Below are 25635 nucleotides of genomic sequence, written 5' to 3'. Positions count from 1 at the left end.
CTTTAATCAAAGAACTTTTTAAAAAAGCTCTTAAAGCTTTTATCTTTATTTTGCGTATTATTTTTCGGTTTACTTTGCGAACTTTTTTCTCGCTTTAGTAACTCATGTCTATTATATTCTTCTTTTCTTTTTGTTTCATTAACAGCAGCCGCTCTTTTAGAAGTTTTTGTACTTTTTGGAGCTGAATTTTCTTCTTGTCCTAACGAGTTACTACCGTATATAGCATTAATTACTAAAAAATCAATATCCGACATTTTATATGCATAGTTCACAACACCGAAAGCAGCTGAGTAAATTGGGTTGCGCATTCCAATCTGATCTGGTTGATAAATTCTGGCTTTGACGTTTAAAGTGTTGGCAATTATGCTATCAAAACCTTGTAGAAGGCTGCTTCCACCTGTAATCACAATGCCGCCCGGTAATTTCAAGGCATCATGCTTAATTAAACCTTTTTCAATTCTATCAATGGTTTGCATAACCCGAGCGTTGATTATTTCACTTAAATATTCCTCATCAATCATTTGTTGGCCGTTGGAACCGACGCTATTTACTGCAAATTTATTTTTACTTGAGGCTAAATTAGGATCGGCATAACCATAATCTAATTTAATTTGTTCAGCGTCTCTTTTTGAGGTGCTGAGAACAACTGAGATGTCACTACTAATATCGCTGCCACCTTCAAAATCGATATTGGCATATTTAATCTGATTATTGTGAATTACAGTAGCAGTAGTAACACCCCCGCCTAAATCAAGGATAATTGAGCCAAAATGACGTTCACTTTCAGTTAAGGCTACGCTGGCAATTGCAAGTGGGGTGGGAATAAAAAAGTTGTTACGATAGCCAGCACGTTCAATAGCTTTTTTAATATTATGCAAAGGACTAGCCGGGGCAGTCAGCATGATACCCTGTACGGAAAGCGAATGAGCAATCATTTTGCGGGGATCATCAACTTCAGTTCTGCCATCAATTAAAAAACGGCTTGGCAAAAAGGCAATAGGTTCTCGTTCATTTTTAACGGCAGATCTGACTGCAGCACGTACAACACGCATTACATCCTGATTGCCAACCTCTTGACCATTATCGCCTACATTAACCAAATCGCTTGCAGTTTCAAGCTGCAACATTCCTACAGGTATACCAGTTACAACTCGATAAATATTAGCATTTGTTTTTTTAGCTATTTCTTTTAATGCTTTACTAATAGCAGATGCTGTTTCATCAATATCAACTATATTACCATGCCGCATCCCTTGATTAGGAACCGCAACTGCTCCAATTACCTTGCCTGAATCGGCTACAACCGCTTTCACACTTGTGGTACCAATGTCTAAGCCCACTAATAAATTTGAATTGTCCAAAATTTACCCCCTGTTGCTGCTTTTAAAAAAATTTTACCATAAAAGGAGCTCAAAATCAGCCTAAGTTAAACCATAAGCTCGCTTTTCGTTTGGTGTAAGTGGCCTGCTAAACGCACCTACTTCCAAATCAATCAAAGTATTTTTTCCCACTTTAGTTTTTATTTTATTATAATACTTTAATTTGCTTTTGAGGGTAGAAACGTTGCCAATAACTACATTTCCATCTTTCATTAAAAATATTACTTGGGATTTTCTGCGAGTATTGCCACTTAATAATTTGATTTGATCTTGAAAATCACTCGGTAAGCTGTTGAACAAATTTAAAGTTTCCTTTAAGGAAATTTCGTGATTGTATCCGACAAAAACCGGTTTATCTGAGCTAACTTTTGACCAAGGAATATATTGGCTACCTAATTTGCCATGCGAAAGTATCTTGCGATAACCCTTATTTGTTTTGATATATCCTTTAGTGTGATATTCATCAATTTTAATTACTAAATTATTAAAATGTTTCACCCGAAAATTGACATTTTTAATTTCAGAGTATTTCTGGGATAATTTGTTATTTACAACTTGCTTATTAAAAAGATAGTCAACGACCTTATCACTGGCTTTTATTCCGGTAGCAGTAACTACATCTTTTACTGGCAGGTCGGTTTCTCCTTCTATTTGAACACTTTTAACATTGGCAAGAGGAGAAATATAATAACCTAAAACTAAAATCGCAAAAAGTGATATACCAACAAGGAGACCTAAACGCTTTAATAACGCTGACTTTCTTTCATTACGTAGTTGGGAAAGCGAGGCAGAGATCTTTGTTTTAGCTTTGGTCTTTTTCTTTTGTCGATTAGATTGATGGTCCAAATAAGGTGACAACTTTTCCTTTGGATCTATCTTGGTTACGCGCTTTTTAGTCAACTGCCCCACCTCCTTTTTATTGGGAAATTTCTTGCATTACTTTAATTACTTGATCTGAAGCATCTGGAACACCCAGTTTTTTGGATGCCTGACTCATCTCATTATAGTATTTGCGATCAAGCACAATATGATCTATTGAAGAAATGAAGTTATTAATATTAAGATCATCTTCCGCAATCACCGTTGCAGCTCCTGCTTTTTCAAGATCAAGTGCATTTTTCATTTGATGATTATGAGTTACATTGGGACTAGGTATTAGAATTGCGGGAACACCCAAGGCAGTAAACTCAGCAATACTGGTAGCTCCCGACCGAGAAACTACACAAATCATTTTTGGTAATAGAGCCGGCATATCTTTTACGTATTGCAAAACCTTTATACTGTTGCCATAATCGACACCAGCCAATTTTTGCTCAATTTCCTTATAATAATATGTTCCTGTTACCCAGATAACTTGATAAGGTTTCTTTTCAAGTCGAGTCAATGATTTCAGCATTATCCTATTGATAGCTAAAGCACCCCGAGAACCACCAAATACCAGAACAGTCGGTATTTGCGGATTTAGACCCCATTCTTCTTGCATATCAACCTTGGTTGCAGATAAATTGAGCACCTGCTGTGAACGCGGGTTGCCTGTTTTGACCAGTTTCTTTTTTTCTCTAAACTGCTTAGCCGCATCATCAAATGTGTAGCAAATTTTATCTACATAATGACCTAAAAACTTATTAGCAACTCCGACAACGGAATTTGATTCGTGGATCATCGTAGGAATTTTCATTTTTGCTGCTTGATAGACCATTGCCCCGCTAACATAGCCACCGGTTCCCATAACCAGATCAGGCTTAAAATCAGTAATGATTTTCTCTGCTTTTTTTGTAGCTTTTAAGAATAGGTTAATTGTAGCAAAATTACTCAATATATGTTTACGAGAAAAACCACGCATTTCAATAGTTTTAAAATTGACCCCTGCTGCCGGAACAATTTTTGCTTCTAGACCGGTTTTAGTTCCAACAAATAAAATTTCATCATTAGTTGCTAAATTACGTTCTTTTAATCGTTCAATCAGTGCCATAATGGGGTATATATGTCCACCAGTTCCCCCACCAGTAAATATTATTCTCATTTTATTTCGTCTTTAATTCCTTCACAAAGTTAACAAAATAATCGCCGCGTTCTTCAAATGTCCTAAATTGATCCCATGACGCACATGCCGGTGAGAACAGTAAAACATCACCCGCAGTTGTTAAATCATACGCCTTAGGCACTGCTTCCTGCAAAGTATTTTCAATTACAATTTTAGTAATACCTGCTTTACGTGCTGCATCTGCAAGCAAATAACGGGTTTCGCCATATAAAACTACAGCCTTCACGTGTTTTTTTAAAAGGGGCACTAATGAATCAAAGGTAAAGCCGCGATCTAGTCCTCCTGCAATCCAAACCTCAGGTTCAGAAAAGGCGGGAATCGCTACTGAGGCCGCTTCAATATTGGTAGACTTTGAGTCGTTATAAATTTTCCGACCGTTAAGGGTCATGACATACTGTAAACGGTGCTTCGCACCAGTAAAACTAGCTAAAACTGCCCTAATGTCTTCATCAGCAGCACCCATTAATTGTGCAATTGCACTTGCAACCAGAGCATTCTGCTGATTATGTATACCAGGCAGCTTCATAGCCGCAGTTTTCATGATTTTTCCGTGCTGATTTTGTAAATAACCATCGGCAATAAAATAATCTGCCGTGCGATCATTTTCAGAAAAAGTTAAAACCTGAGCATTCGTCGCTTGCTTTTCCTTTTGTAAAATATCCTTTTGATCAAAGTTGGCTAAGAAATAATGTCCACTTGATTGCGTTCTAGTAACATTTAGTTTGGCATTAACGTAATTGGTGAACGTTTTATGATAATCTAAATGCACGTTATTATAAATATCAATAATTACTGCAATAACAGGATCAATATCGGTTACACCAAGAAGCTGAAAGCTTGAGGTTTCACAAACTAAAATATCATCTTTGGTAGCTTTTTCTACGACAGAAGAAATAGGAACGCCAATATTGCCTACAGCATAAGCATGGTGACCTTTTCGGCTTAAATAGCGGTCGAGTATCTGCTGTGTCAACATAACAGTGGTAGTTTTACCGTTAGAACCAGTGACACAAATATATGGTGCTTCACTGACACTCAGAGCTATTTCTGGTTCAGTAATTAGTGGCAGATTTAATTTTTGTGCCTCTTGCACCATTGGATTTTCATACGGTATTCCAGGATTTTTAACAAGATAGTCAAAATGTTCCTGACTCAATAATTCAACTGGATGCTTACCGCCAATAACGCGCACACCCATTTTCTCAAGTATTTGCGCATTTTGATTTTTACTTAAATCAGCCTTATCGTTCAAAGTCAGCTTTGCACCAAGTTTAAGCAGTAATTTACTTACTGCAAAACCGCTTTTACCGAGGCCTAAAACTAAAATTTTTTTATCCTGATATGTTTTAACTTGCCTCATTGATTATTTTTTAACCCCATATTACTAAATATAAAATACTACCTATTAAGCCAACTAACCAAAAAATAATATCAACTTTCCACTCGGAGTAACCCAGCATTTCAAAATGATGATGGATCGGTGTCATCTTAAAAATACGTTTACCCGTTGTTTGAAATGAAATTACTTGTAAAATCACGCTCGCAGTTTCACAAACGAAAACAATCCCGATTAATAAGAGCGACCACGGTCTATGCAAAAAGATACTGACAGCTGCCAGTCCGCCTCCTAAGGCTAATGATCCGGCATCACCCATGAAAATTTTAGCAGGTTTATGATTAAAAATAAAAAATGATATTAAGCCGCCAATAATACTCATGCAGAAAATTAATACCGCAAAGTTTTTTTGCTTGAATGCAATATAGGCATAAGTAGCATAAGCAATAAGTGATAGACCGGTAGCCAAGCCATCTAAACCGTCTGACAAGTTAACAGCATTAGAAAAACCTACCAACCAGAAAACGACGAATAAGGTAAAAATGACAACACTGCTGACCATACCTAAAAACGGCAGATAAAGATTAAATTTAAAATGATCAGTTGTTGCTATCATCACGATGATAAGAGCAACTAAAATTTGCAAGGAAAATTTCTGCCACGCACGTAAACCTAAATTACGTTTGTAAAAGAGCTTGATGCCATCATCTAAAAAGCCAATAATACCGTAACCCAGCATGCTTATTAGCAATATCCACATCATCTTAGATACTTCATGTTGCCATGCAGAAACCCAAATAGTAGAAATGGTTGCTGCTAAAACAAAAACCACTCCGCCCATAGTTGGTGTACCGGATTTTTTTTCATGCCATTTTGGTCCTTCATCACGAATTTCCTGTCCTTCATGATGTGACCTCATAAAAATAATCATCCAAGGTAAAACAATTCCTGTGAATGCCAACGAACTTACTAATGCAATAATGCTAATAATCAGCATAAAATGCTACTCCTTTAATTGTATTTTGATTTTGGTTCCTGTTTTTAGAGGCTTTTGAGCAGAAATACTCTGCTTATGAACCACGCCTGAGCCTTTGATGCTTAATTTGACACCTGTTAAGTCAGCAAATTGATGTAATTCATCAAGATTCCAGCCCTTCATGTTCGGACAAATAAGTTTGCCATTCGTCCGCACCAAAATAGTTTTTCCAGCTTGCTGCTTTTGTCCCTTAGGATAAGACTGCTCTGTTATTTTCGTGCCTGTCCCAATTTTTAACAGTTTCAAACCGACACGCTGTGTGACCTTTTCAGCTTCTTCATAGCTTAGACCCTTCATATCCGGCACTTTAACTACCGTTGAGCTATTCAGGTCATTTTTTGACATCATGATCACTCTGTTCATCATTGGTTTAAAAATTGATGAGAGAATGACTTCTGCAGGTTTACTCATCCTGCGAGGTTGTTTAACAGTAATGTAAATGCAATAGCGCGGGTGTTTCGCCGGTGTCACCCCAACAACAGAAAAGATATAATTATTATTACCTTTCAAATAGCCCCCACCTTTAAGGTTAGCTATTTGCGCAGTACCTGTTTTAACAGCAATACTTTGATTTTTCATTTGATAAGCTGCACCGGTACCAATTCGTTTATTTAAAACCCGGCGCATGTTTTTAAGCACAACTTCCGCTGTTTCCTTAGTATAAACTGGCTGACCCACATTTTTAATTTGATAGCCGGTAATAGTATGATTATTGGCATCAGTAATCTTTTCAACAAATTGCGGCTTCACCATTTGACCATTATTTGCTAAACTGCTAAAAGCTTGCATCATTTGCATGACATTTACGTCAACGCCCTGACCAAAACTGGTAACAGCTTGATCAATTGGAGAATTAAAGGCGATGGTTCCCGCCTGTTCGCCAGGTAGTGTAACTCCCGTTTTTTGACCAATATGAAATCTTTTGAGGTATTTCTTCCACGTTTTCGCTCCCATCTGCTGCTCAATATGAACAAAACCAGTATTACTTGAGCGGGGGAAAGCTTGTGAAAAAGGTATGCTGCCCCACCCACGTGGTTGCCAATCATGAATTACGGAACCATTAACTGTAACAGAACCAGAATTATAATATTGGTTAGGATGGTAATTTCCGCTATTAACAGATGATGAAAGTGTTAATACTTTAAAAACAGAGCCTGGTTCATACGTATCTTGTACCAAAATATTACGGTAGGACTTTTTCAAGCCCTTTTTTGTTTGCGGGTTAAAAGTTGGCCTTTGAGAAGCAGCTAAAATTTTACCTGTTTTAATATCTTCTACAACAGCAGTCATAGAAACAGGGTTAAAAGTATTTTGCACATACGACAATCTACTTTCAAGATATGCTTGCAGCTGTGAGTCAATAGTCAAATAAATATTGTTACCATTTACAGGTGCCTTATAAGTATGGGCACTGTTAGGTGTTTGAAAGTTCGAAGCATCGACAGCTGATAGCTGGTAACCGTTTTTGCCAGTAAGCACATCATCATACCATGCCTCCAGCCCCATTGTCCCCTCTAAATTTTGTTGTCTGGTCTTTTCATCAAACTTGGGTGTAGCCATGCCAATTATATGAGAGGCAAAGTTACCATTGGGGTATAAACGCGACTGGGTTTCAAAAAATTTAATTCCAGGCAGTTTCATTTTTTCAATTTGAACCTTTTGCTTTTTGGTCAAATTAGAACCTGCAGTACCAAATTGTACCTGAAAAACAGAATGTGATGGGTTAAGATAATTTAAAATTTTGTCTGCTTTAAGGGGTAAGACCTGAGACAATTTTTGGGCAGTTTTATTTTTATCTACTACATACTCCGGCTTATTTTTATAATTGATAGAAGACTTGTCAAGAATTGCATAAATAGTGTACAAGTGAGAATCTTGAGCCACTGCCAAACCATTACGATCATAAATAGTGCCGCGATTAGCCTTTAGCACTTGGTTACGCATATATAACTGCTCAGTCTTGGCTGTTAAATTCTGCCCATTAACTTTATTTGAAATACCAATATATAAAAATCTACCTATAAATACAAGAAAAACCAAAGCAACAGCTACCTCGAGAAATCTCCCGACTGTAAAACGGTATCCGTGAGCTTTGGATTGTTCAGTATTCGAATTACTAACGCGTTTTTTCATTAGCGTAAAGTCCTAATATTTTTTTCATTCAAAGCCAACCCCTTGCTGCGAGCAATCTTATTCATGCGCGAGCTCGAAGTTAGTTCTCCTAGTTCTTGATGCAAATCTCCAACTTGACTCTGACTCTTAGCAACAGAACGTTGCACATTTGTAAGTTCATGTTGAGCTGAAGTAGCAGAAATACTGGAAGAAACAAGCATTGTCATTAAGCCAATTGTAATCATCATTCCTACTGCAAGCAAGAACTTCTCAAAGCCAGTCCAGGCCACATTGTGATGATTAAGAACCTGACGTTGTCTTTGTTGTAGAACTTTTTGTTCACTAGGATTAAACTCTACTTTTCTTGCTAAATTATCAGCCATTGCCTTTTCCTCTTTATAATTTTTCTGCAACCCGCAACTTTGCACTGTGTGAGCGGTTATTATTTTTAAGCTCTGCAGCAGAAGCTACAATTGGTTTGCGGTTAACCAAACGAAGTGTTGGTTTCATATCATCTGGTATCACAGGCATCCCTCTTGGAACTTCAACCTCAGAATATTTCTTAAAAATATTTTTCACGATCTTGTCTTCATCAGACTGAAATGTAATCACGCAAATCCGACCACCGGGCCTAAGGAGCGCAATAGCCTCCTCAAGCGATTTATTTAAAACTTCAAGCTCGTGATTTACAGCGACACGTAAAGCTTGAAAAGTCTTCTTTGCGGGATGTCCACCAGTTCGACGTGCATACGCTGGAATTGCTTCCTTAATAACCTCAACTAGTTCAAAGGTTGTTTCAATTGGCTGTTTTTGTCTTTTAAGAACAATTTTATGGGCGATTTGACGAGAAAATTTTTCACCGCCAAATTGATACAAAATATCAGCTAACTCTTTTTGGCTTGCATTATTGACAAGTTGATATGCATCAAGACTTTGAGTTTGATCCATCCTCATGTCCAGCCTAGCATCAAAGCGGTAAGAAAAGCCTCTTTGTGCTTGGTCGAATTGAGGTGAAGATACGCCTAAATCATAATAAATACCGTCAATGCCATTCTGGTAACCCAGCTTAACCAAGTTAATTTTTAAATGACTAAAATTGTCGTGTACTAGTTGTAATTTAGGTTTTGCCTCAGATTTGAGTAAATCAGCAAAGTTTAACTTGGCCGAATTTATTGCATATTCATCTTGATCAAAGCCGATTAAAGTGCCATTTGCAAGTTGATCTAGTAAATATTTTGCATGTCCGCCACCACCAAATGTCGCGTCTACATAAAGACCACCATTTTTTGGTTTTAAATTTTCTATTGTTTGGTGTAAGAGTACACTGGTGTGTTTGAATTCCATAGTTATAGTTCAATATCATCCAAATTTTCTGCGATATCATCATAGTTTTCGTTTGCTTCATCACTGAAGTTTTCCCAACGTTCTTTCGACCAAATCTCTATTCGGTCAGAAACTCCTACAATGACACATTCTTTAACCAAGGCTGCGTGTTTCTTCAACGTTGTGGTCAGATTTACACGACCTTGTTTATCAAATTCACATTCCATCGCACCAGAGTAAAACAAACGCGTAAAACTACGAGCGTTTCTCTTAGTTAATGGAAGTTGCGCTAATTTAGCTTCAATTTTTTGCCATGCTTCAGTAGTATAGCCAAAAATACAGCCTTCCATTCCGCGGGTAAAGATCATCTTGTCACCAATTTGACTACGCAAACGGGCAGGTATAATTAAACGTCCTTTGCTGTCGAGATTGTGATGAAATTCACCCATGAACATGGCTTAGCCCCCTTCCACTGAATAATTTACCACAATTCACCACTTCCTACCACTTTTTAGTCAAAAAAAGCTAAATATTTATTTTTTAATGACACAAAAAGCAAAAGTCGCAAACCTGTTCGGGTTTGCGACTAGTATTTTTGCTAATTTTTTTATTTTAAGTTTGACTATATCATCATAAATAACAGGCCTAAATACCAAAAAATTGTATTCACTGTTAAATAGTTCCAGATTTTACGCATTGTTTTGCCTAAGGAAAGGTTTTTGTTTTTGACAGCATCGGAAATGGCAAGCAAGATTACCAAAAAGAAAAAAACAAAAAAGCCATAGGGTAAAAATTCGGGTTTTTGCTGCTGTTTAGTTATCAAATGACAACCATATATAAAAAATATGGGCAATAAGTCATAGCCCCTAAACTTTGCTCGGGGAAAAATTTTATTTACAATAAAAGCCAATGCAAGTCCTATTAATGGAATTATCAAAATTGAAAACATTTTTATTATAACCTCGTTTATTAATTTCTATTTTATCCTACTAGTCGTTTGAAAAAAACAATTAAGTAGCATAAAATATTGTTCAAATAGGGAGGTCTATCAATGACGCGAAGACATAAGAAAAAAAGATCTAAATTTGAAAAACTGACGATCGCAATGGCTTGGTTAATGGCGATTATTACTTTAGCAGCAGTTGTAATGCAAGCTGTAGGCGCCCTTGGCTTTATCCAATAAAAAAACGTGAGAATAATTTCTCACGTTTTTTATTAGCGATAATTTTCTAAATTAATCATAAATGGATGGTCTCGTGCTAAATTCCACCATAATCTATATGTAGCTGCTGCAAAAATAAAAGACCAAATTAAAGTAGGAAAAATACTTTGCAAAAGGCTTGTAAAAGCAATATTAGACAGACCGGTTACATTGAGAACAAGCCAAGTAAAAGAGTCAACTAAAATTGCTGCAACTAAAACTGCTAAAATCCGAGCCCAAAAAACTTCGGGTAAAAAACGTGCGATCTTTTGTAAAAGCCAGCAAAGTAGTGGCAAACAAACTGCATAAATACCAATGATGCCAAAGGAATATATGTCACTAACAACGCCAGCACCCAAAGCGAGCCAAATTTCTTTTGCATTCGTATCATCAAAAAGTGCAATTAGCATCATACTTACAGGTAACAACAAATTTGACGCATTACCAAATGAAAAGAATTGGTGGAGATAAAATGACAGACTGCCATTTACTGCTAGAGCAACAAACAAGGCAAAAGCAAGACTAAATTTTTGCAAAGACCTCATTAGTCATCCACCTTTCTTTTGATAATTGTAACAACAGAAGGGTCATTTAATTCCCCAGCTGGTGTAATCTTAACTAGGTCAGATAGACCAAATGTATCATGTGTTGTCGTTGCAATTGTACCCACAAGCAGTCCTTTAGGAGAATTACCTCCCATACCGCTGGTGTATATCTTTGTACCACGCTTTAACTTTTTACCGTCAACTGCTTGCGTAAAAGCTAAAGTATTATTACCAATAACAGTGATGATGCCGTGCACTTTTTTACCATTTACAGCTTGAGCTTCAACTGCAAAACGGTTAGCTGATTTATCACTCGTAGTAATTAATTCAACTTTAGCCGAAGCAGCATTCACCTCTACAAGACGACCAATAACGCCTCCTCCAGACATTACTGCCATATTTTTACGTAATCCTGCTGTTGTCCCTTTATTAATGATTAAAAGATCTGACCAACTGTCTGGCGAACGAGAAATAACTGAAGCCTGAATTTTCTCATAATCTGTCAAACTTTCTTTTAATTTAAGGGCTGATTTAAGTTGCTTATTCTCAGCTTCAAGGGTGGCATTCCGAGTTTTTGTTTGTTCCAAATCAGTAACTTTACTCTTTAAATAGTTGTTTTCATTCTGAGTATTCATAAGATCGTGAACATTATTCAAACTGCCAGAAACAAAACTAAGAGGAAAATCAATTATCCTTGCACCAACAGCAACTACATCGTTACCAAAACTTTGAATAATCATGGGAGTATTTCGCTTGTTACGCATAGAAACACTGCCACCTAGAATAGCAAAAATCAAGACCACTATTATACATGCTGATAATAATTTCTTATTTTGTAAAAATTTCTTCATATGGAAACAGTCCCTAAAGAAAAGTCGGCACTAATAGCCGACTAGTTTATTTATCTGCGACTTTTACGCATTACTTCGATATTTTTCAGAGACTCACCAGTACCAACTGCGACACAATCTAACGGATCTTGTGCTATGAAAACTGGAACTTTAGTAGCTTCTGAAATAACATCAGGCAAATTCTTAAGTAAAGCACCACCACCAGTTAGCACAATACCATGATCAATAACATCAGCTGCAATTTCGGGAGAAGTTTGCTCCAGAGTTTCTCTGATTGCTACAATAATATCTTGTACAACATCTTGAATAGCTTTGGAAACATCAACAGCTTTAACATCAACTGATTTAGGCAAGCCCGTGACTAAATCACGACCACGAATATTAACTGATTCAATGCCCTCAGCTTTTTCAACTGAAGCCGAACCAATTTGAATCTTGATATCTTCAGCAGTTCTTTCACCGATTAGAAGGTTAAAGTTAGAATGAACATAATTGACAATAGCATTATTGAATTTGTCGCCGGCTTGACGAATTGAAGTAGAGGAAACAATACCACCTAGTGAAATAGTTGCAACATCAGTAGTACCGCCACCAATATCAACTACCATTGAGCCGGTGGGATCCATTACTGGCAAACCAGCACCGATTGCTGCAGCAAATGGTTCTTCAATCACATAAGCTTCACGTGCGCCAGCAACCCGTGCAGCATCAATAACTGCTCTTTTTTCAACCTCTGTGACACCTGAAGGTACACAAATCATAGCTGATGGTTTGGAATTACCTACTGTCTTTTCGATAAAGTATTTTAACATTGACGCTGTTGTATCATAATCAGCAATTACACCATCTTTCATTGGTCTGATTGCTACGATACTTTCAGGCGTTCTACCAATCATTTCTCTTGCTTCTGAGCCAACCGCGATTACTTTCCCAGTATGGGTGTTCTTTGCCACCACAGAAGGCTCTCTTAAGACAATGCCTTTGCCTTCCATGTAAACAAGGGTATTGGCAGTTCCTAAATCAATGCCAATATTTTTTGCTCCTAATCCAAACACGAAAATCTCTCCTTATTATTGCAGTCTCTAAATCTTGAATAATTATAGCATAAAGTGCAACTTAAAAAAGAAAATGGAATGTAACTTTAAGATGAATTTAAAATAATTGTCGCTCACGCAGACTTAAATACTGTCCCTTACCTACAATGAAATGATCCAAAAAATCAATATGAAATAAGTCTGCTGCTGCCTGTAACATTTTAGTTAATTCAATATCACTTCTAGATGGAATTAAGTTACCGCTAGGATGATTATGAACAATAAATATCCCTGCACATGCATATATCACAGCCCAACGGAATATATCCCGCGGATGAGCTATTGACTTATCCAAAGTTCCCTGAAACAATCTTTTTTCAGCAATAATATGATTACTATTATCTATATATAGTGCCCACAGTTCTTCTTGTTTGTGTCCAGCTAATTTATCAGTCAGGTATGTTCCCACTTCGTTACTTGAAGTCATGATTAAATCACGGTCAGGAACTGCTGCTCGTATTCTTTCCAGTAATCCTTCAGCTAAAATAGCCAAGTCGTCATTACATTGGCTGCCAGAGATATATTTTAGCAATTCATCAAAGTTTTTAATATTAAGTTCTTTAAGCTTCACAGCAAGTTGATCAAACTTTGTTATTCCCAGTTCTTTTAATTCATTGACAAAATCATTTAAAATTTCCCAGTCAGTTTTTACCAAATAGTGTTTAGATTTTATTAATTCCATAAAACCATCCTTTCACTATTTAAGTACGCTTAAATCTAGTAAATTTTTTTCAAAAACTCGTAAAAATCCTGACAGACAAAGGTCGCTTTTTGCTTATCTTTGGCAGACGCAGGAATTAAGTCGGGAACCATCACACACTTTAAACCGGCATTAACAGCAGCCAATAAGCCTGGCTCTGAATCTTCAAAAGCCAAAATGTTTTCTTTTGCCACATTGAGTCTGTCTGCAGCTAAAAGATAAATATCAGGTGCTGGTTTGGGTTTGACCTTGTTTTTCTGCACATCGTCATAATTTAAGTGAAATTGAAAATAATTGCGTGCTCCAGTTGCCCACAAATTATGTTCAACCACATCTTCAGTGTTACTAGTTACAACTGCCATTGGTAAGCCAGCTTGTTGAAACAGATCAAGGGCTTTTTGTACACCGGGTCTTAATTTCAACTTACCCTCATCTGTCCATTGCCACACCAGTTCGTCTGTGCGTTTAATGAATTGATCGCGCTGCTCGGTATTCGCAAAATATTGTAAGTAAAAGTCATTCATATCTGTGTTAGTTGAACCTACAAGCTTAAGGTAGATATCATCAGGTGTACCTATATGTGCCTCTTTTGCCGCCTGAATATTCGCCTGCCAATATAAATTTTCCGAGTTTACCAATAAGCCATCCATATCAAAAAGAATGCCTTTAATATCTTCTTTAATTCCGTGAACGCGCATTATGTTTCTCCCTTTGCAAAACTTCCCCCACTAAATAAAAAGAACCTGTTACTAGCAGTATATCATTTGTTTGACTTGCTTGCTTTAGATTTAGATAGGAAGTTTGCCAATCAGAAAAGTAAGGGTATCTTTCTTGAACCCAGGCGGGAAAATCATCTTGCTTGGCTGCTCGTGGATAGTTGATAGTAGTCAAATAGACCTGATCCGTCGGTTTAAATAAATCAAAAACCTGTGCAATATCTTTATCTTTCATCATCATGATCAAAATCCTAATTTGACCGTGTCTTTTTTCTTGTTTATGATGAGCAAAATCCAGCAAATTGTGGACAGCCTGAATATTATGAGCACCATCTAAAATTATTAACGGATTATTTTGCAGGACTTGGTAGCGCCCGGGAACAACAGTGTGATTAATAGCATCTTGAATGTCACTTGCAGACAAAGTTAGATCTAGCAAACTAAATGCTTGAACCGCAACGCCGATATCATAACCTTCAACTAGCGGTTTAGGTAAAAATGATATTTTTTGAGAATGATCCTTATAAAGCAATTGTTTTTCGTCTGAAACCGTGAAATCCCGTCCCAGCAATTTAACAGTTGCATGTTCTGATTTAGCCTTCTGCTCTATGATAGGCAGCACTTTTTGAGGAATATTACCTAAAATAACGGGACGATTTTTCTTAATCACCCCGCTCTTTTCACGGGCAATATCTTCAATTGTCGGACCAATTATTTTTTCATGATCTAATCCGACAGTAGTAATGACACTGATTTCAGGTGTAATTACATTAGTCTTATCATGTTCTCCTCCAATTCCAACTTCAATCACCGCATAATCACATTTTTCCAATGAAAAATAAAGAAAGGCCATTACCACTTCATATTCGAAAGTAACTAAAGAAAATTGACTATCTATTTGGCGGATTGCAGTTAAAGCTGCCTCTACAGTATTAGCGACTTCCACTAATTTGTTATCACTAATGTTTTGACCATTTAGTTGAATACGTTCATTAAATTCAAACACGTACGGAGAAACAAAAAGACCAGTCTTTTGACCGGCCTTTTGCAGTAGACTACTTAAATAATAAGAAGTTGAGCCTTTACCATTTGTGCCCGTAACGTGAATAGTTTTTATTTGGTCTTGCGGATTGCCCAAAAAGGCTAGAACCCTTTTAATATAAGATAAATCTGCCTTATCGTGCAGTTTAGGAAGTGAGTATAAATAATTAATCACATCTTGAGCTTTAGTAAAAGTCACGTTATTCACTCTTCTTTAATTCTTGAATTCTTTCCTGAACGCTTTGAAGTTGATTTTCGTAATCAGCTTTTTTCGCTTTTTCTTTATTTATCACAGCTTCAGGAGCATGTGCGACAAAGCCTTGATTACTTAGTTTCTTAGTTGAACGTTCAACTTCAGCTTGCAGATCTTTTTCTTCTTTGGTCATGCGCTTGATCTCGTCTGCAATATTGACTAAATCAGCTAACGGAACAAAGATCTGTGCACCTGAAATCACGGCAGTCTTAGCAAGTTTTGGTGCAGCAATTTGAGTTGAAATGGTTAATTCTTTTGGATGCAAAAAGTTCTTAACGTAATCTTCATTGTCAGTTAAAATTCTTTCATTCTTTGCGTCTTCTAATTGAATCATAATGTCAATTGAAGAAGACAACGGAGCATTTACTTCCATACGAATATTACGTACTGCCTTAATGATTTCGATTAAGAAAGCCATGTCACGACGAGCTGGTTCATTTTCAAACTCAGCATGTGGTTCAGGATATTTGGCAACCATAATTGATTCACCATCGTGTGGCATGGACAACCATAATTTTTCTGTCACGAATGGCATAATCGGATGAAGCAAGCGTAAGATCTGATCAAGAATCCAAATCAAATTATCTTGTTTTCTGGTTTTTAATTCTTGATTATCACCATTTAAAGCAACTTTAGCCATTTCAATGTACCAGTCACAGAAGTCATTCCAAATAAAGTTGTATAATTCTCGACCAGCTTCACCAAATTGATAATCATCAAATAAACGAGTTACTTCGCTAACAGTGTGATTTAAACGATCGAATATCCAGCTGTCAGACAAATCAAACTCACTAGTATCAGGCATATGAGCAGCTTGCGCATCTTCTGGTAAATTCATAATCACAAATCTAGCAGCATTCCATATCTTGTTGATGAAGTTCCAAGCAGATGCTAGTTGCTTAGGATTATAGCGAGTATCTTGTCCTGGAGCTGTACCATTGAGCAAGAACCAGCGTAAAGCATCAGCACCGTACTGGTCAATGACATCCATTGGGTCTACCCCATTACCCAGAGATTTACTCATTTTACGTCCCTGTTCATCACGAATCAGACCATGAAGAACAACATCATTAAAAGGTTTTTCATGTGTAAAATGCAAGCTCTGGAAAATCATTCGTGAAACCCAGAAAAAGATAATATCATAACCAGTAACCAAGGCATTAGTTGGGAAGTAGCGCTTAAAATCAGCAGAATTTTCATCAGGCCAGCCTAAAGTTGAAAATGGCCATAAAGCACTGGAGAACCATGTGTCTAAAACATCTGGATCTTGTTTCCAGTTTTCAATGTCCTTGGGAGCATCTTCGCCAACATACATTTCACCAGTCTTTTTATTATACCAAGCAGGAATCCGGTGCCCCCACCATAACTGGCGTGAAATTACCCAGTCATGGACATCTTCCATCCAGTGATCTAAGGTTTGTTCAAATCTTTTTGGTACAAAATTAACCTTGCCAGCAGTTTTCTGATTTGCTAAAACTTTATCAGCAAGTGGTTTCATCTTAACGAACCATTGTGTTGACAAACGCGGCTCAACTTGAACACCAGAACGCTCTGAATGTCCAACCGAGTGCACAATCGGCTTAACTTTGAGCAAATAACCCTGTTCTTTCAGGTCTTTAACTAATGCTTTACGACATGCAAAACGATCCATGCCCTCATACTTACCGGCATTTTCGTTCATTGTGCCATCGTCATTCATGACGTTAATTCGTTTTAAGTGATGACGATTGCCAACCAAAAAGTCGTTAGGATCATGAGCAGGAGTGATTTTAACTAATCCGGTACCAAATTCTGGATCAACATGTTGATCTTCAATAATTGGGATATGACGACCAACTATTGGCAAAATTAATTCTTTACCGACAAGGTCTTTATAGCGCTCATCACCAGGTGCCACAGCAACCGCGGTATCACCAAACATAGTTTCAGGACGAGTAGTTGCGATTTCGACAAATCCCGAACCATCCGCAAACGGATATTTAATGTGGTAAAAGGCACCCTTATCGTCTTGGTGAATAACTTCAATATCACTTAAAGCAGTCTGCAATTCGGGGTCCCAATTAATAATGTATTCACCACGATAAATTAAACCTTCATTGTATAATTGGACAAAGACGCGGCGAACAGCTTTAGATAATCCTTTGTCTAAAGTAAAACGTTCACGTGAATAGTCTAATGATAACCCTAGTTTAGCCCACTGGCTTTTAATAATAGCGGCATATTCATCTTTCCAATCCCAAACCTGTTTAACAAAGGCTTCGCGACCCATTTCATGACGATCTTTACCTTGTTTACGCAACTTTGCTTCAACTTTAGCTTGAGTTGCAATCCCGGCATGATCCATCCCTGGTAAATACAAAGTGTCATAGCCTTGCATTCTTTTAAACCTGATTAAAGTGTCTTGAATTGCTGTGTCCCAAGCGTGTCCTAAATGAAGCTTACCAGTAACGTTTGGTGGTGGAATAACAATTGAATATGGATGTGCCTTTTTATCTCCAGACGGTTTAAACAAATCTTGATCAAGCCATTTTTGATATCTACCCTGTTCGACCTCACGTGGGTCATATTTTGGCGCTAAATCTGTCATAATTCTCCTCCCAATAAAAAAGTCCTAGACATAATGTCTAGGACGATATGATTAACCGCGGTACCACCTAAGATTAAGCAGAACTACTTCTGCTTCTCTTAAAAATGATAACGGCATATTTACCGGGCCAGCTTACTTTAAGTTCAGCCAACCAGTCAAATCAAGCTACAAATTAACCTTCATTCGGCTTTTCACCAACCATGAGCCTTTCTCTATCTATAAGGTTAATACCTCTCAATTATTGCTTTGCAGGTATTATAACACTTTTTTTATAGCAGTGCAGCATCTTCTGCCGCTTTATCTGCTAAAAACTTGTCATTAGGATAAATTGCTGTAACTTGAATACCTGCTAAAGCTCTTTCTATTAAGCCTTCTACATCCAAACGGTTTTCAAATTCACGGGCCTTATCAATTCTAGGTTTGGTTTTTGGGCGCGGCGGCGCAAAGATAGTGCAGCAATCTTCAAATGGCTGAATTGACAGGTCAAAAGTACCAATCTTTTCAGCTAAACGGATAATCTCAGTCTTGTCCATTGTAGCAACCGGCCTAACAACAGGCGTCGTTGTAACATCATTAATTGCGGCCATTGATTCCAAAGTTTGTGAAGCTACTTGTCCGACGGACTCACCGTTAAAAATAGCCAGTCCTTTTCTTTTGGCTCTGATTTTATCAGCTAATTGCAGCATAAACCTCCGCTGAACAGTCATTAAGTAGCCTTCAGGGATTTTTTCTTTAATAGTTTCTTGAATTTCCGCAAAAGGTACTGCAATGAAATTGATTTTCCCTGCATAATTAGCCAAGATACCGGTTAATTCTTTAGCCTTATTTAGCGCTTTTTCTGTAGTATACGGTGGGCTATAAAAGTGAACCATATCAATATCAACGCCACGTTTTAAAGCTAAGTATGAAGCAACCGGTGAGTCAATACCACCTGAGAGCATCATGACAGCGCGCCCGCCTGTACCAACAGGCATACCGCCAGCCCCATGTAGTAATTGATTAGAAATATAAACGGCATCCTTACGCACCTCAATTCTGAGGACCAGATCAGGATGTTTCATTTCTACCTTCAAATCACTCATGTTGGCAAAAAGGTAGTCACCCACTATTTTATTTAATTCATTGGTATCGTATAAAAATTGGTGGTCGCTTCGTCTGGTATTAACTTTAAAAGTCATTCCCTTTTTGAAAGTTTCGTTCATTAAAGAAAGCGAGGTCTTTTCAATTGCTTCTAATGTCTTTTCAACTTTAATGGTAGGTGAATAAGTTTGAATGCCGAAAACCTTTTTCAGCCGTTGATCCACTTCCTTAAAAGGAGCATCGTTTAAAACTATGTGCATCCGATCATGACGCGGATGAATTTCAACTTGCGGAAAATCGCGCAGCACTTTAGTGACATTACCGGCTAAGCGACCGATAAAATCTTTGCGGTTTTTCCCTTTCGTTGAAAGTTCACCGTAACGAACCATTATCTCAGTATATTTCATCTAATTTTATTCTCCTAAATGATTAATTGTGGCAAAGTGCCGGTAAATCTGATCAAAGACTTTAATAAATTCATCAGCTTCTGCAAGAGTGTTAGTTTCATCAAAACTAAGGCGAATAGCACTGGTTGCAACTTTATTATCAATGTGCATTGCCACTAATGTGCTAGCCTCATCAACTTTAGTCGAGGCACAGGCAGAAGTCGTTGAAGTATAAATATCATGTTCTTCCAGTGTATGTACTAGTGTTTCTCCTCTGATCCCTTCAAGTGCAAAACATAAAATATGCGGTGCAAAGTCAGCAGAAACAGGTGAAAAAATAGTTATCCCCGGTTTATCTTGTAAGTATGCTACAATTTTGCCTTTAATAGCAGACTCTTTTTGAGCTTTAGCCGCTTCATTTTCTAACAGAAGGCGGATAGCTTTAGACATTCCTGCAATTGCCGGCAAATTTTCGGTACCCGACCGCAGCCCTTTTTCCTGACCACCGCCATCATGAAGTGGTGCGAGCATTTTTCCTTCTTTTTTGTAAAGAATACCCGTACCTCTTGGAGCATGAAATTTATGAGCAGACAAACTGGAAAAATCCACGCGGGGAGTAAAAACACGCTGCCAAATATTTTTACCTAAAGCTTGGACGTTATCAACATGAAAACTGACTGTCGGATAATTAGTTAACAAATCACTAATTTCTTCAATGGGCTGAATAGTTCCAATCTCATTATTAACACCCATAATTGATACCAAAGTAGTGTCAGAATCCAGTGCATTACGCAAATCATTAACGTTAACGCGCCCTTCTTTGTCAACTGGCAAGCGAGTTACCCGAAAACCCAGGTATTCTAAAGCATTAAAAGCATTAGCGACGGAGGCATGTTCAACACTTGAAGTAATGAGGTGTTTACCAAATTCACGTTTTTGAAAAGCAGTCCCTTTTATTGCCCAATTGTTCGCTTCGGTACCACCTGATGTAAAAAATATTTCATCCTGTTTAACCTTTAAAAGTGCAGCAATTTGCTTACGTGAACTTTCTAAAAGTTGAAAAGCACGGTCACCCAATTTATGTAAACTGGAGGGATTGCCCCAAATAGTTTGCGCAACTTGATCATAGGTTGCTAAAACAGAAGGGTCAATCTTGGTCGTGGCACTATTGTCAAAGTATATCAAAAGTTTCTCTCCCCCAAAGCACTACATGATTAGCTATTAACTTATAAATTGTAACTTAAATTAACTAAAGCTTCAATTATTAATGCAGCTACACTAAAAAAGCTTTAAAATCATTTGCTAATCTTAAAGCTTGATAATTATAATTGGTAACTAAAGTATAATCAATTGTTTTTCTTATCTGAATAATACAAGTTTTCTAAACGCTGATATGAACCTGGTTCGACTTTTTCAATAGCAGTCGCAATCGTATCAAGAGCATCTTTATAATTGAATTCTTCTTCATAAAGTTGCATTGCCTTTTTCTGAGCAGCTTTAATTGACCCATTATTTGAATATTTATTTGAATATTGTAAGGTAAGCTGAACTAAGTCCGCAGAATTGATAATATCGTCTGACTCTCTTTTTAACCTTTCAACGTCATCAGAAATCTGAATTAATTCCTGTGAAATCTTTTCCATATTTAATCGCACTTGGCTTAACTCTTTAGCCACGTGCCCAATTTCATTGACGACTAACGTATACATCTGGACAAAGGCATCGGGGTTTCCCGGCAGCTTTTTACGCTCCAAACGCCGATAAACCAGAGAAACTTCCTGCTTGAAACGGTTGATTGAATCATTAGCCACATTTTCAGAATCATATAACCCATCAACATCTTGCGCCATTTTTTTCTGTTGCGCACTAATTTCGCGTAAACGGTCCAACATACTTAACCACGACGATTTAATTGCAGAATATACTCCTTTACCATCAGCCACATTCTGCGTATCAACCGTATATTGCCGCTCCATATCATTAACTTCTTGTTCTAATTGCCTACTGGTAGCTAATTCATTATGCGTTAATTCATAACTTTCATCAATATGGCGTAATTTAGCGACCAAATTCTTAGACTCTACTTGTTCATGGGCCAATAAGCGTTGGATTTTCTCCTGGTTTTCCTCTACAAATGGACGTGCCTTGTATTCTTTAATCAAAACGTCGTACAAGGCCGATATTTCTTGTTTGATTTTAGCAATTTCTTTATTCAAAGCAGAAATCTTTAATTCGGTTAATAGCTTACCAGCATCGGTAACTTGACCACGGACTTTCTTAATTTCGGCTAAAACATCAAGCTCAGTAATATAAAACTTGGAAGACATCATCTTTTTATATGTATCAGATAATTCATCTAATTGATCTTGAAATACCTGATCAAGTTGATGCCTTGCCTCTCTGACTTGGGGTAAAAGGCAGCCTACATTTGCCAAAGCAGCTTTAATTTTTGAAAGAATACGTTTTGCTTCTACCTGATCGCCTTGAGCAGTTAAACTCTTAGCTTCGGAAAAGTCATTTTCCATTGCTGTCAGCTCATTTTCAATCTGATCAAGGGCAGAACCATATTCAAAAGAATCAGCAAGTACATTTTTGCGCAGGTCTTTATACTGATTAAATAAGTCATCATATTGCTTTTGGTTTTCTCTATTTGATTCGAGCAGTTCAGTGAAAACTTCCTTAGTATTTTTCGCATCATCATAAGTTTGCGTCATAATTTCCTGAGCTTGTTTGATGTTTTTATGCGCTTTAAATAAATGATAATGCGCATTTTGGTCGGCTGCTTGTTCGAGAAAAGTCTGCGCTGCAGGTATTTTTTCAGTTGCTGCCTGCGTATAATTCTTGCGCCATGTAGTCAAAGTAGTCAGACTCTCACCTGCTAAATCCATTTTATCCAGATTAATTATATCTGTTTCCAAATGCATTTTTTCTATTTCTGAGATCTGGTCGTCCAATTCCAAAATTTCCCGCAATTGACGACGGTTGACTACTATCATAAGTACTACAATTATAATAATGATTAAACTTGCTATGATTACAACTATGGATTGAGCTGGTGACATAATTTTCCTCCAAAACTAACCCAATTATAACAAATTTCTGTATTATTGTGGGTATGAGTTTTCTTTACTGGCAAAAATAATCCAATTCTGCCGAGAAAATTTAGTTACTATTAATAAATACACTCTAGTTTTAAAGGGAAATTGTTTAGTATGAGCGCTAACTAAAACTGGTTTTTCTTTTTTCTTCCTATTAAATAAAGTAAATAATGTTTTTCTTGCTTTAATACACTGAGACAACTATAATATAGAGCGTGTAAAATATTTGCAGCTATAAGTGGCAAGAACGTCAACATCTTAATACGTTTTAGTGAACGAGTAACCGACGCTGCAATAGGCGAAAATGAAAATTAAGATGCACGAATGTTAAACTTATACGTAACTATTTTACTCCAAAAACTGTTATCAGATTTTATTGGAGGATTTTATGTCAAGATATACAGGTCCAAGTTGGAAACGTTCTAGAAGATTAGGAATTTCACTTTCAGGCACAGGCAAGGAAATTAGTCGTCGTAACTATGCTCCTGGTCAACATGGTCCTAATTCACGTGGTCGTTTATCAGAATACGGCGAGCAATTGCACGAAAAGCAAAAGCTACGTTGGATGTACGGTTTAAACGAACGTCAATTTAGAACTTTGTTTACACGTGCCGGCAAGATCCGTGAAGGTGAACACGGTACTAACTTCATGGCTTTGCTTGAATGCCGCTTAGACAGTCTTGTTTACCGTTTAGGTTTTGCTACTACTAGAGAACAAGCTAGACAACTAGTTAACCACGGTCACATTACTGTTGACGGCAAGCGTGTTGATATTCCATCTTACGAAGTTAAGGCTGGTCAAGTCATTGGCCTCAAGGAAAAGTCAAAGAACTTGCAACAAGTTAAGGATGCACTTGAAGCAGTTGTATCCCGCCCATCTTTTGTTTCATTTGATGATAACAAAATGGAAGGTTCACTTGTTCGTCTCCCAGAACGTGATGAAATGGAACCAGAAATTAACGAAGCTTTAGTTGTTGAATACTACAACAAGTTACTTTAATTTCCACATTTTACAAAACCCCTTTCCTACTTGGAGAGGGGTTTTTGCTACCCGAAAGGAAAAGCTACTGATGACTGAGGATTTAAATACCAGAGTATCGAACGCTGCTCAAGGGATTACTCCGCAAACAAGACCTGATGAGCGAAGAAGATTTTTAGGTTCTCTTCGCGAACGGGTTTTAGTTAGAATGACTAATACTGAAGTACAAGACCCCAAATTAACTAAACTATTTTTATTACACTTTAAAGATTATACAGGGTACAACATACTAATAAATGGCAACTTGCATGATAATTTTGTAGATCAAGTAGAAACTTATTGTAGTAAATACGAGATTGCTTTTACTATTGTTAACAACGAAACTGCTAAAACCGGTCCAGATGACTCAGCCATTTTAGTAGTGGCACCAGCCGCAATTAACAAGATGCGGATTGAAATTAATCAGGTATATCCGCCGGAAATGCCTAAAACCCAGCTTAGCAATACTAATCAAAAAAAGGCTGGCTTCTGGCACCGGCTTTTTCACGGAGACAATTAAATGAAGCCATTAGCTTACAGAATGAGACCACAAAATTTAGATGAAGTTGTTGGTCAACAACATTTAATTGGTCCGGGTAAAATTATTCGGCGTATGGTTGAAGCCAAGATGCTGTCATCTATGATACTCTATGGTCCCCCTGGCATCGGCAAAACCAGTATTGCCAGTGCAATTGCGGGTTCAACCAAGTATGCTTTTCGCCAGTTGAATGCGGCAACCGATAGTAAAAAGCAGTTAGAACAAGTGGCGGCAGAAGGAAAACTCAGTGGCACCGTTATATTATTATTAGATGAAATTCACCGTTTAGACAAAACTAAACAGGATTTTCTCTTGCCATTGCTAGAATCTGGACAAATTATTTTGATTGGTGCAACAACTGAAAATCCGTATATAGCTATCTCTCCTGCTATTCGTTCCCGGTGCCAAATTTTCGAACTTAAGCCTCTTGCTGCAGAAGACATCAGTAAAGCAATTGACCGTGCTTTAACCGATGATAAAAATGGTCTGGGAAAATACCAAGTAAAATTAACACATGATGCTAGAAATCTTTTAGTACAAAAAGGCAATGGTGATTTACGTGCAACTCTAAACGGACTTGAATTAGCTGTGCGCTCAACAAAGCAAGAGCTGGTTGCAGCTGGTAAAACTGAAACTGAAAGCCTGACTATTAATCAAGACGAAATGGCAAATTCGATTCAAATGCGTAGTCAAAACTTTGATGCCAAAGGTGACGGCCATTATGATTTAGTATCTGCTTTTCAAAAGTCAATTCGCGGTTCTGATACAGATGCCGCCTTGCATTATCTGGCGAGATTAATTGAATCAGGTGATCTAGTAGCAATTTGCCGGCGCCTAAGCGTGATAGCTTATGAAGATATTGGACTGGCTAATCCAGCCGCTGTTCAGCATACTCAAGTTGCTATTCAAGCAGCAAAGAATCTCGGATTTCCTGAGGCCAGAATACCTCTAGCTAACGCAGTCATTGAGTTAGCAATATCTCCTAAGAGTAATAGTGCAATTAGTGCGATTGATGCTGCCCTGCAGGATGTTAAAAATAAGGATTATGGCAGCATACCAGCAGACTTAAAAGATGCCCATTATTCAGGAGCCAAAAAATTAGGTCATGGCAAGGGCTATATTTACCCCCACTCTTTTGCAAATGATTGGGTAGCCCAACAATATTTACCAGATAAATTAGTGGGTAAACAATATTTCCAGCCTAAGGGCAATTCTAAAATTGAAAAGGGCTTAAAAAAGCAGTACGAAACCCTGCATGAATTACAAAAAAATGGTTTAAAGAAAAAATAAACGAATT

The 25635-nt window shown here is 37.4% G+C and carries 24 protein-coding genes; 4 read left to right on the top strand and 20 right to left on the bottom strand.

Annotation, left to right across the window (positions count from 1 at the left end):
* Positions 1–2: 2 nt before the first annotated feature.
* The 10 genes from ftsA to H3T47_RS02815 form a co-directional block, all read right to left on the bottom strand.
* Entirely contained in the window at positions 3–1361 is a 1359-nt protein-coding gene (gene ftsA, locus H3T47_RS02860) for a cell division protein FtsA (RefSeq protein ID WP_038522337.1), read from the bottom strand.
* A 60-nt stretch (positions 1362–1421) separates the two neighbouring features.
* Positions 1422–2279 carry a cell division protein FtsQ/DivIB gene (locus H3T47_RS02855; RefSeq protein WP_038522334.1) on the bottom strand — a complete coding sequence of 286 codons (858 nt, stop codon included), beginning with the start codon at positions 2277–2279 and terminating at the stop codon, positions 1422–1424.
* A gap of 16 nt (positions 2280–2295) precedes the next feature.
* Positions 2296–3402, bottom strand: a complete 1107-nt coding sequence (murG, locus tag H3T47_RS02850; RefSeq protein WP_038522332.1) for an undecaprenyldiphospho-muramoylpentapeptide beta-N-acetylglucosaminyltransferase — start codon at positions 3400–3402, stop codon at positions 2296–2298.
* Position 3403: 1 nt separating this feature from the next.
* Positions 3404–4783: a UDP-N-acetylmuramoyl-L-alanine--D-glutamate ligase gene (murD, locus tag H3T47_RS02845; RefSeq protein WP_038522329.1), complete on the bottom strand. Its 1380-nt coding sequence runs from the start codon at positions 4781–4783 to the stop codon at positions 3404–3406.
* Positions 4784–4793: 10 nt separating this feature from the next.
* A complete protein-coding gene (gene mraY, locus H3T47_RS02840; protein WP_038522326.1) occupies positions 4794–5756 on the bottom strand; it encodes a phospho-N-acetylmuramoyl-pentapeptide-transferase in 963 nt (320 codons plus the stop codon).
* Between the two features lie 6 nt (positions 5757–5762).
* Complete coding sequence (locus tag H3T47_RS02835; protein ID WP_038522323.1) at positions 5763–7928, bottom strand: penicillin-binding transpeptidase domain-containing protein; 2166 nt, start codon at positions 7926–7928, stop codon at positions 5763–5765.
* Positions 7928–8290, bottom strand: coding sequence for a cell division protein FtsL (gene ftsL / locus H3T47_RS02830; RefSeq protein WP_038522321.1), 363 nt, complete (start codon positions 8288–8290; stop codon positions 7928–7930). Before ftsL ends, H3T47_RS02835 begins: the two co-directional genes overlap by 1 nt.
* 13 nt (positions 8291–8303) lie before the next feature.
* Complete coding sequence (rsmH, locus tag H3T47_RS02825; protein ID WP_199282478.1) at positions 8304–9251, bottom strand: 16S rRNA (cytosine(1402)-N(4))-methyltransferase RsmH; 948 nt, start codon at positions 9249–9251, stop codon at positions 8304–8306.
* 2 nt (positions 9252–9253) lie between these two features.
* Entirely contained in the window at positions 9254–9685 is a 432-nt protein-coding gene (gene mraZ / locus H3T47_RS02820; protein WP_038522316.1) for a division/cell wall cluster transcriptional repressor MraZ, read from the bottom strand.
* A gap of 167 nt (positions 9686–9852) precedes the next feature.
* Positions 9853–10179, bottom strand: coding sequence for a DUF3397 domain-containing protein (locus H3T47_RS02815; protein WP_199282477.1), 327 nt, complete (start codon positions 10177–10179; stop codon positions 9853–9855).
* A gap of 102 nt (positions 10180–10281) precedes the next feature.
* Between H3T47_RS02815 and H3T47_RS02810 the strand changes: the two genes are divergently transcribed.
* Positions 10282–10413 carry a DUF4044 domain-containing protein gene (locus H3T47_RS02810; protein ID WP_084608687.1) on the top strand — a complete coding sequence of 44 codons (132 nt, stop codon included), beginning with the start codon at positions 10282–10284 and terminating at the stop codon, positions 10411–10413.
* Positions 10414–10445: 32 nt separating this feature from the next.
* Here H3T47_RS02810 and mreD read toward each other — a convergent pair whose 3' ends face one another.
* The 10 genes from mreD to ezrA all read right to left on the bottom strand — a co-directional run bounded on the left by mreD (position 10446) and on the right by ezrA (position 22746).
* Positions 10446–10976, bottom strand: coding sequence for a rod shape-determining protein MreD (gene mreD, locus H3T47_RS02805; RefSeq protein WP_199282476.1), 531 nt, complete (start codon positions 10974–10976; stop codon positions 10446–10448).
* Positions 10976–11827, bottom strand: coding sequence for a rod shape-determining protein MreC (mreC, locus tag H3T47_RS02800; protein WP_199282475.1), 852 nt, complete (start codon positions 11825–11827; stop codon positions 10976–10978). The genes mreD and mreC overlap by 1 nt, the downstream gene beginning before the upstream one ends.
* Before the next feature lie 50 nt (positions 11828–11877).
* The gene (locus H3T47_RS02795) at positions 11878–12882 is read right to left on the bottom strand and encodes a rod shape-determining protein (protein ID WP_038522305.1); all 1005 of its coding nucleotides are present in this window, start codon (positions 12880–12882) and stop codon (positions 11878–11880) included.
* A 97-nt stretch (positions 12883–12979) separates the two neighbouring features.
* Positions 12980–13603, bottom strand: a complete 624-nt coding sequence (locus H3T47_RS02790; RefSeq protein WP_199282474.1) for a RadC family protein — start codon at positions 13601–13603, stop codon at positions 12980–12982.
* 35 nt (positions 13604–13638) lie between these two features.
* Positions 13639–14319: an HAD family phosphatase gene (locus H3T47_RS02785; RefSeq protein ID WP_199282473.1), complete on the bottom strand. Its 681-nt coding sequence runs from the start codon at positions 14317–14319 to the stop codon at positions 13639–13641.
* Complete coding sequence (locus H3T47_RS02780; protein WP_199282472.1) at positions 14300–15577, bottom strand: folylpolyglutamate synthase/dihydrofolate synthase family protein; 1278 nt, start codon at positions 15575–15577, stop codon at positions 14300–14302. Before H3T47_RS02780 ends, H3T47_RS02785 begins: the two co-directional genes overlap by 20 nt.
* Position 15578: 1 nt before the next feature.
* Positions 15579–18218, bottom strand: coding sequence for a valine--tRNA ligase (locus H3T47_RS02775; RefSeq protein WP_199282471.1), 2640 nt, complete (start codon positions 18216–18218; stop codon positions 15579–15581).
* 269 nt (positions 18219–18487) lie between these two features.
* Positions 18488–19705, bottom strand: a complete 1218-nt coding sequence (thiI, locus tag H3T47_RS02770; RefSeq protein WP_046327032.1) for a tRNA uracil 4-sulfurtransferase ThiI — start codon at positions 19703–19705, stop codon at positions 18488–18490.
* 6 nt (positions 19706–19711) lie between these two features.
* Entirely contained in the window at positions 19712–20869 is a 1158-nt protein-coding gene (locus H3T47_RS02765; protein WP_046327031.1) for a cysteine desulfurase family protein, read from the bottom strand.
* Between the two features lie 161 nt (positions 20870–21030).
* On the bottom strand, positions 21031–22746 hold the full coding sequence (gene ezrA, locus H3T47_RS02760; protein ID WP_199282470.1) for a septation ring formation regulator EzrA: 1716 nt from the start codon (positions 22744–22746) through the stop codon (positions 21031–21033).
* A gap of 424 nt (positions 22747–23170) precedes the next feature.
* On the opposite strand from ezrA, the gene rpsD reads away from it, so the two are divergent.
* The 3 genes from rpsD (at position 23171) to H3T47_RS02745 (ending at position 25628) form a co-directional block, all read left to right on the top strand.
* Complete coding sequence (gene rpsD / locus H3T47_RS02755; RefSeq protein ID WP_046327029.1) at positions 23171–23782, top strand: 30S ribosomal protein S4; 612 nt, start codon at positions 23171–23173, stop codon at positions 23780–23782.
* A gap of 70 nt (positions 23783–23852) precedes the next feature.
* The gene (locus tag H3T47_RS02750; protein WP_199282469.1) at positions 23853–24320 is read left to right on the top strand and encodes a YueI family protein; all 468 of its coding nucleotides are present in this window, start codon (positions 23853–23855) and stop codon (positions 24318–24320) included.
* Positions 24321–25628: a replication-associated recombination protein A gene (locus H3T47_RS02745; protein WP_199282468.1), complete on the top strand. Its 1308-nt coding sequence runs from the start codon at positions 24321–24323 to the stop codon at positions 25626–25628.
* The last annotated feature ends 7 nt before the right edge of the window (positions 25629–25635 follow it).

It is taken from the genome of Lactobacillus sp. W8093 (genome assembly GCF_016100925.1).
GTDB classification, from domain to species: Bacteria; Bacillota; Bacilli; order Lactobacillales; family Lactobacillaceae; genus Lactobacillus; species Lactobacillus helsingborgensis.
This window is presented reverse-complemented; position numbering and strand designations above follow the sequence as displayed.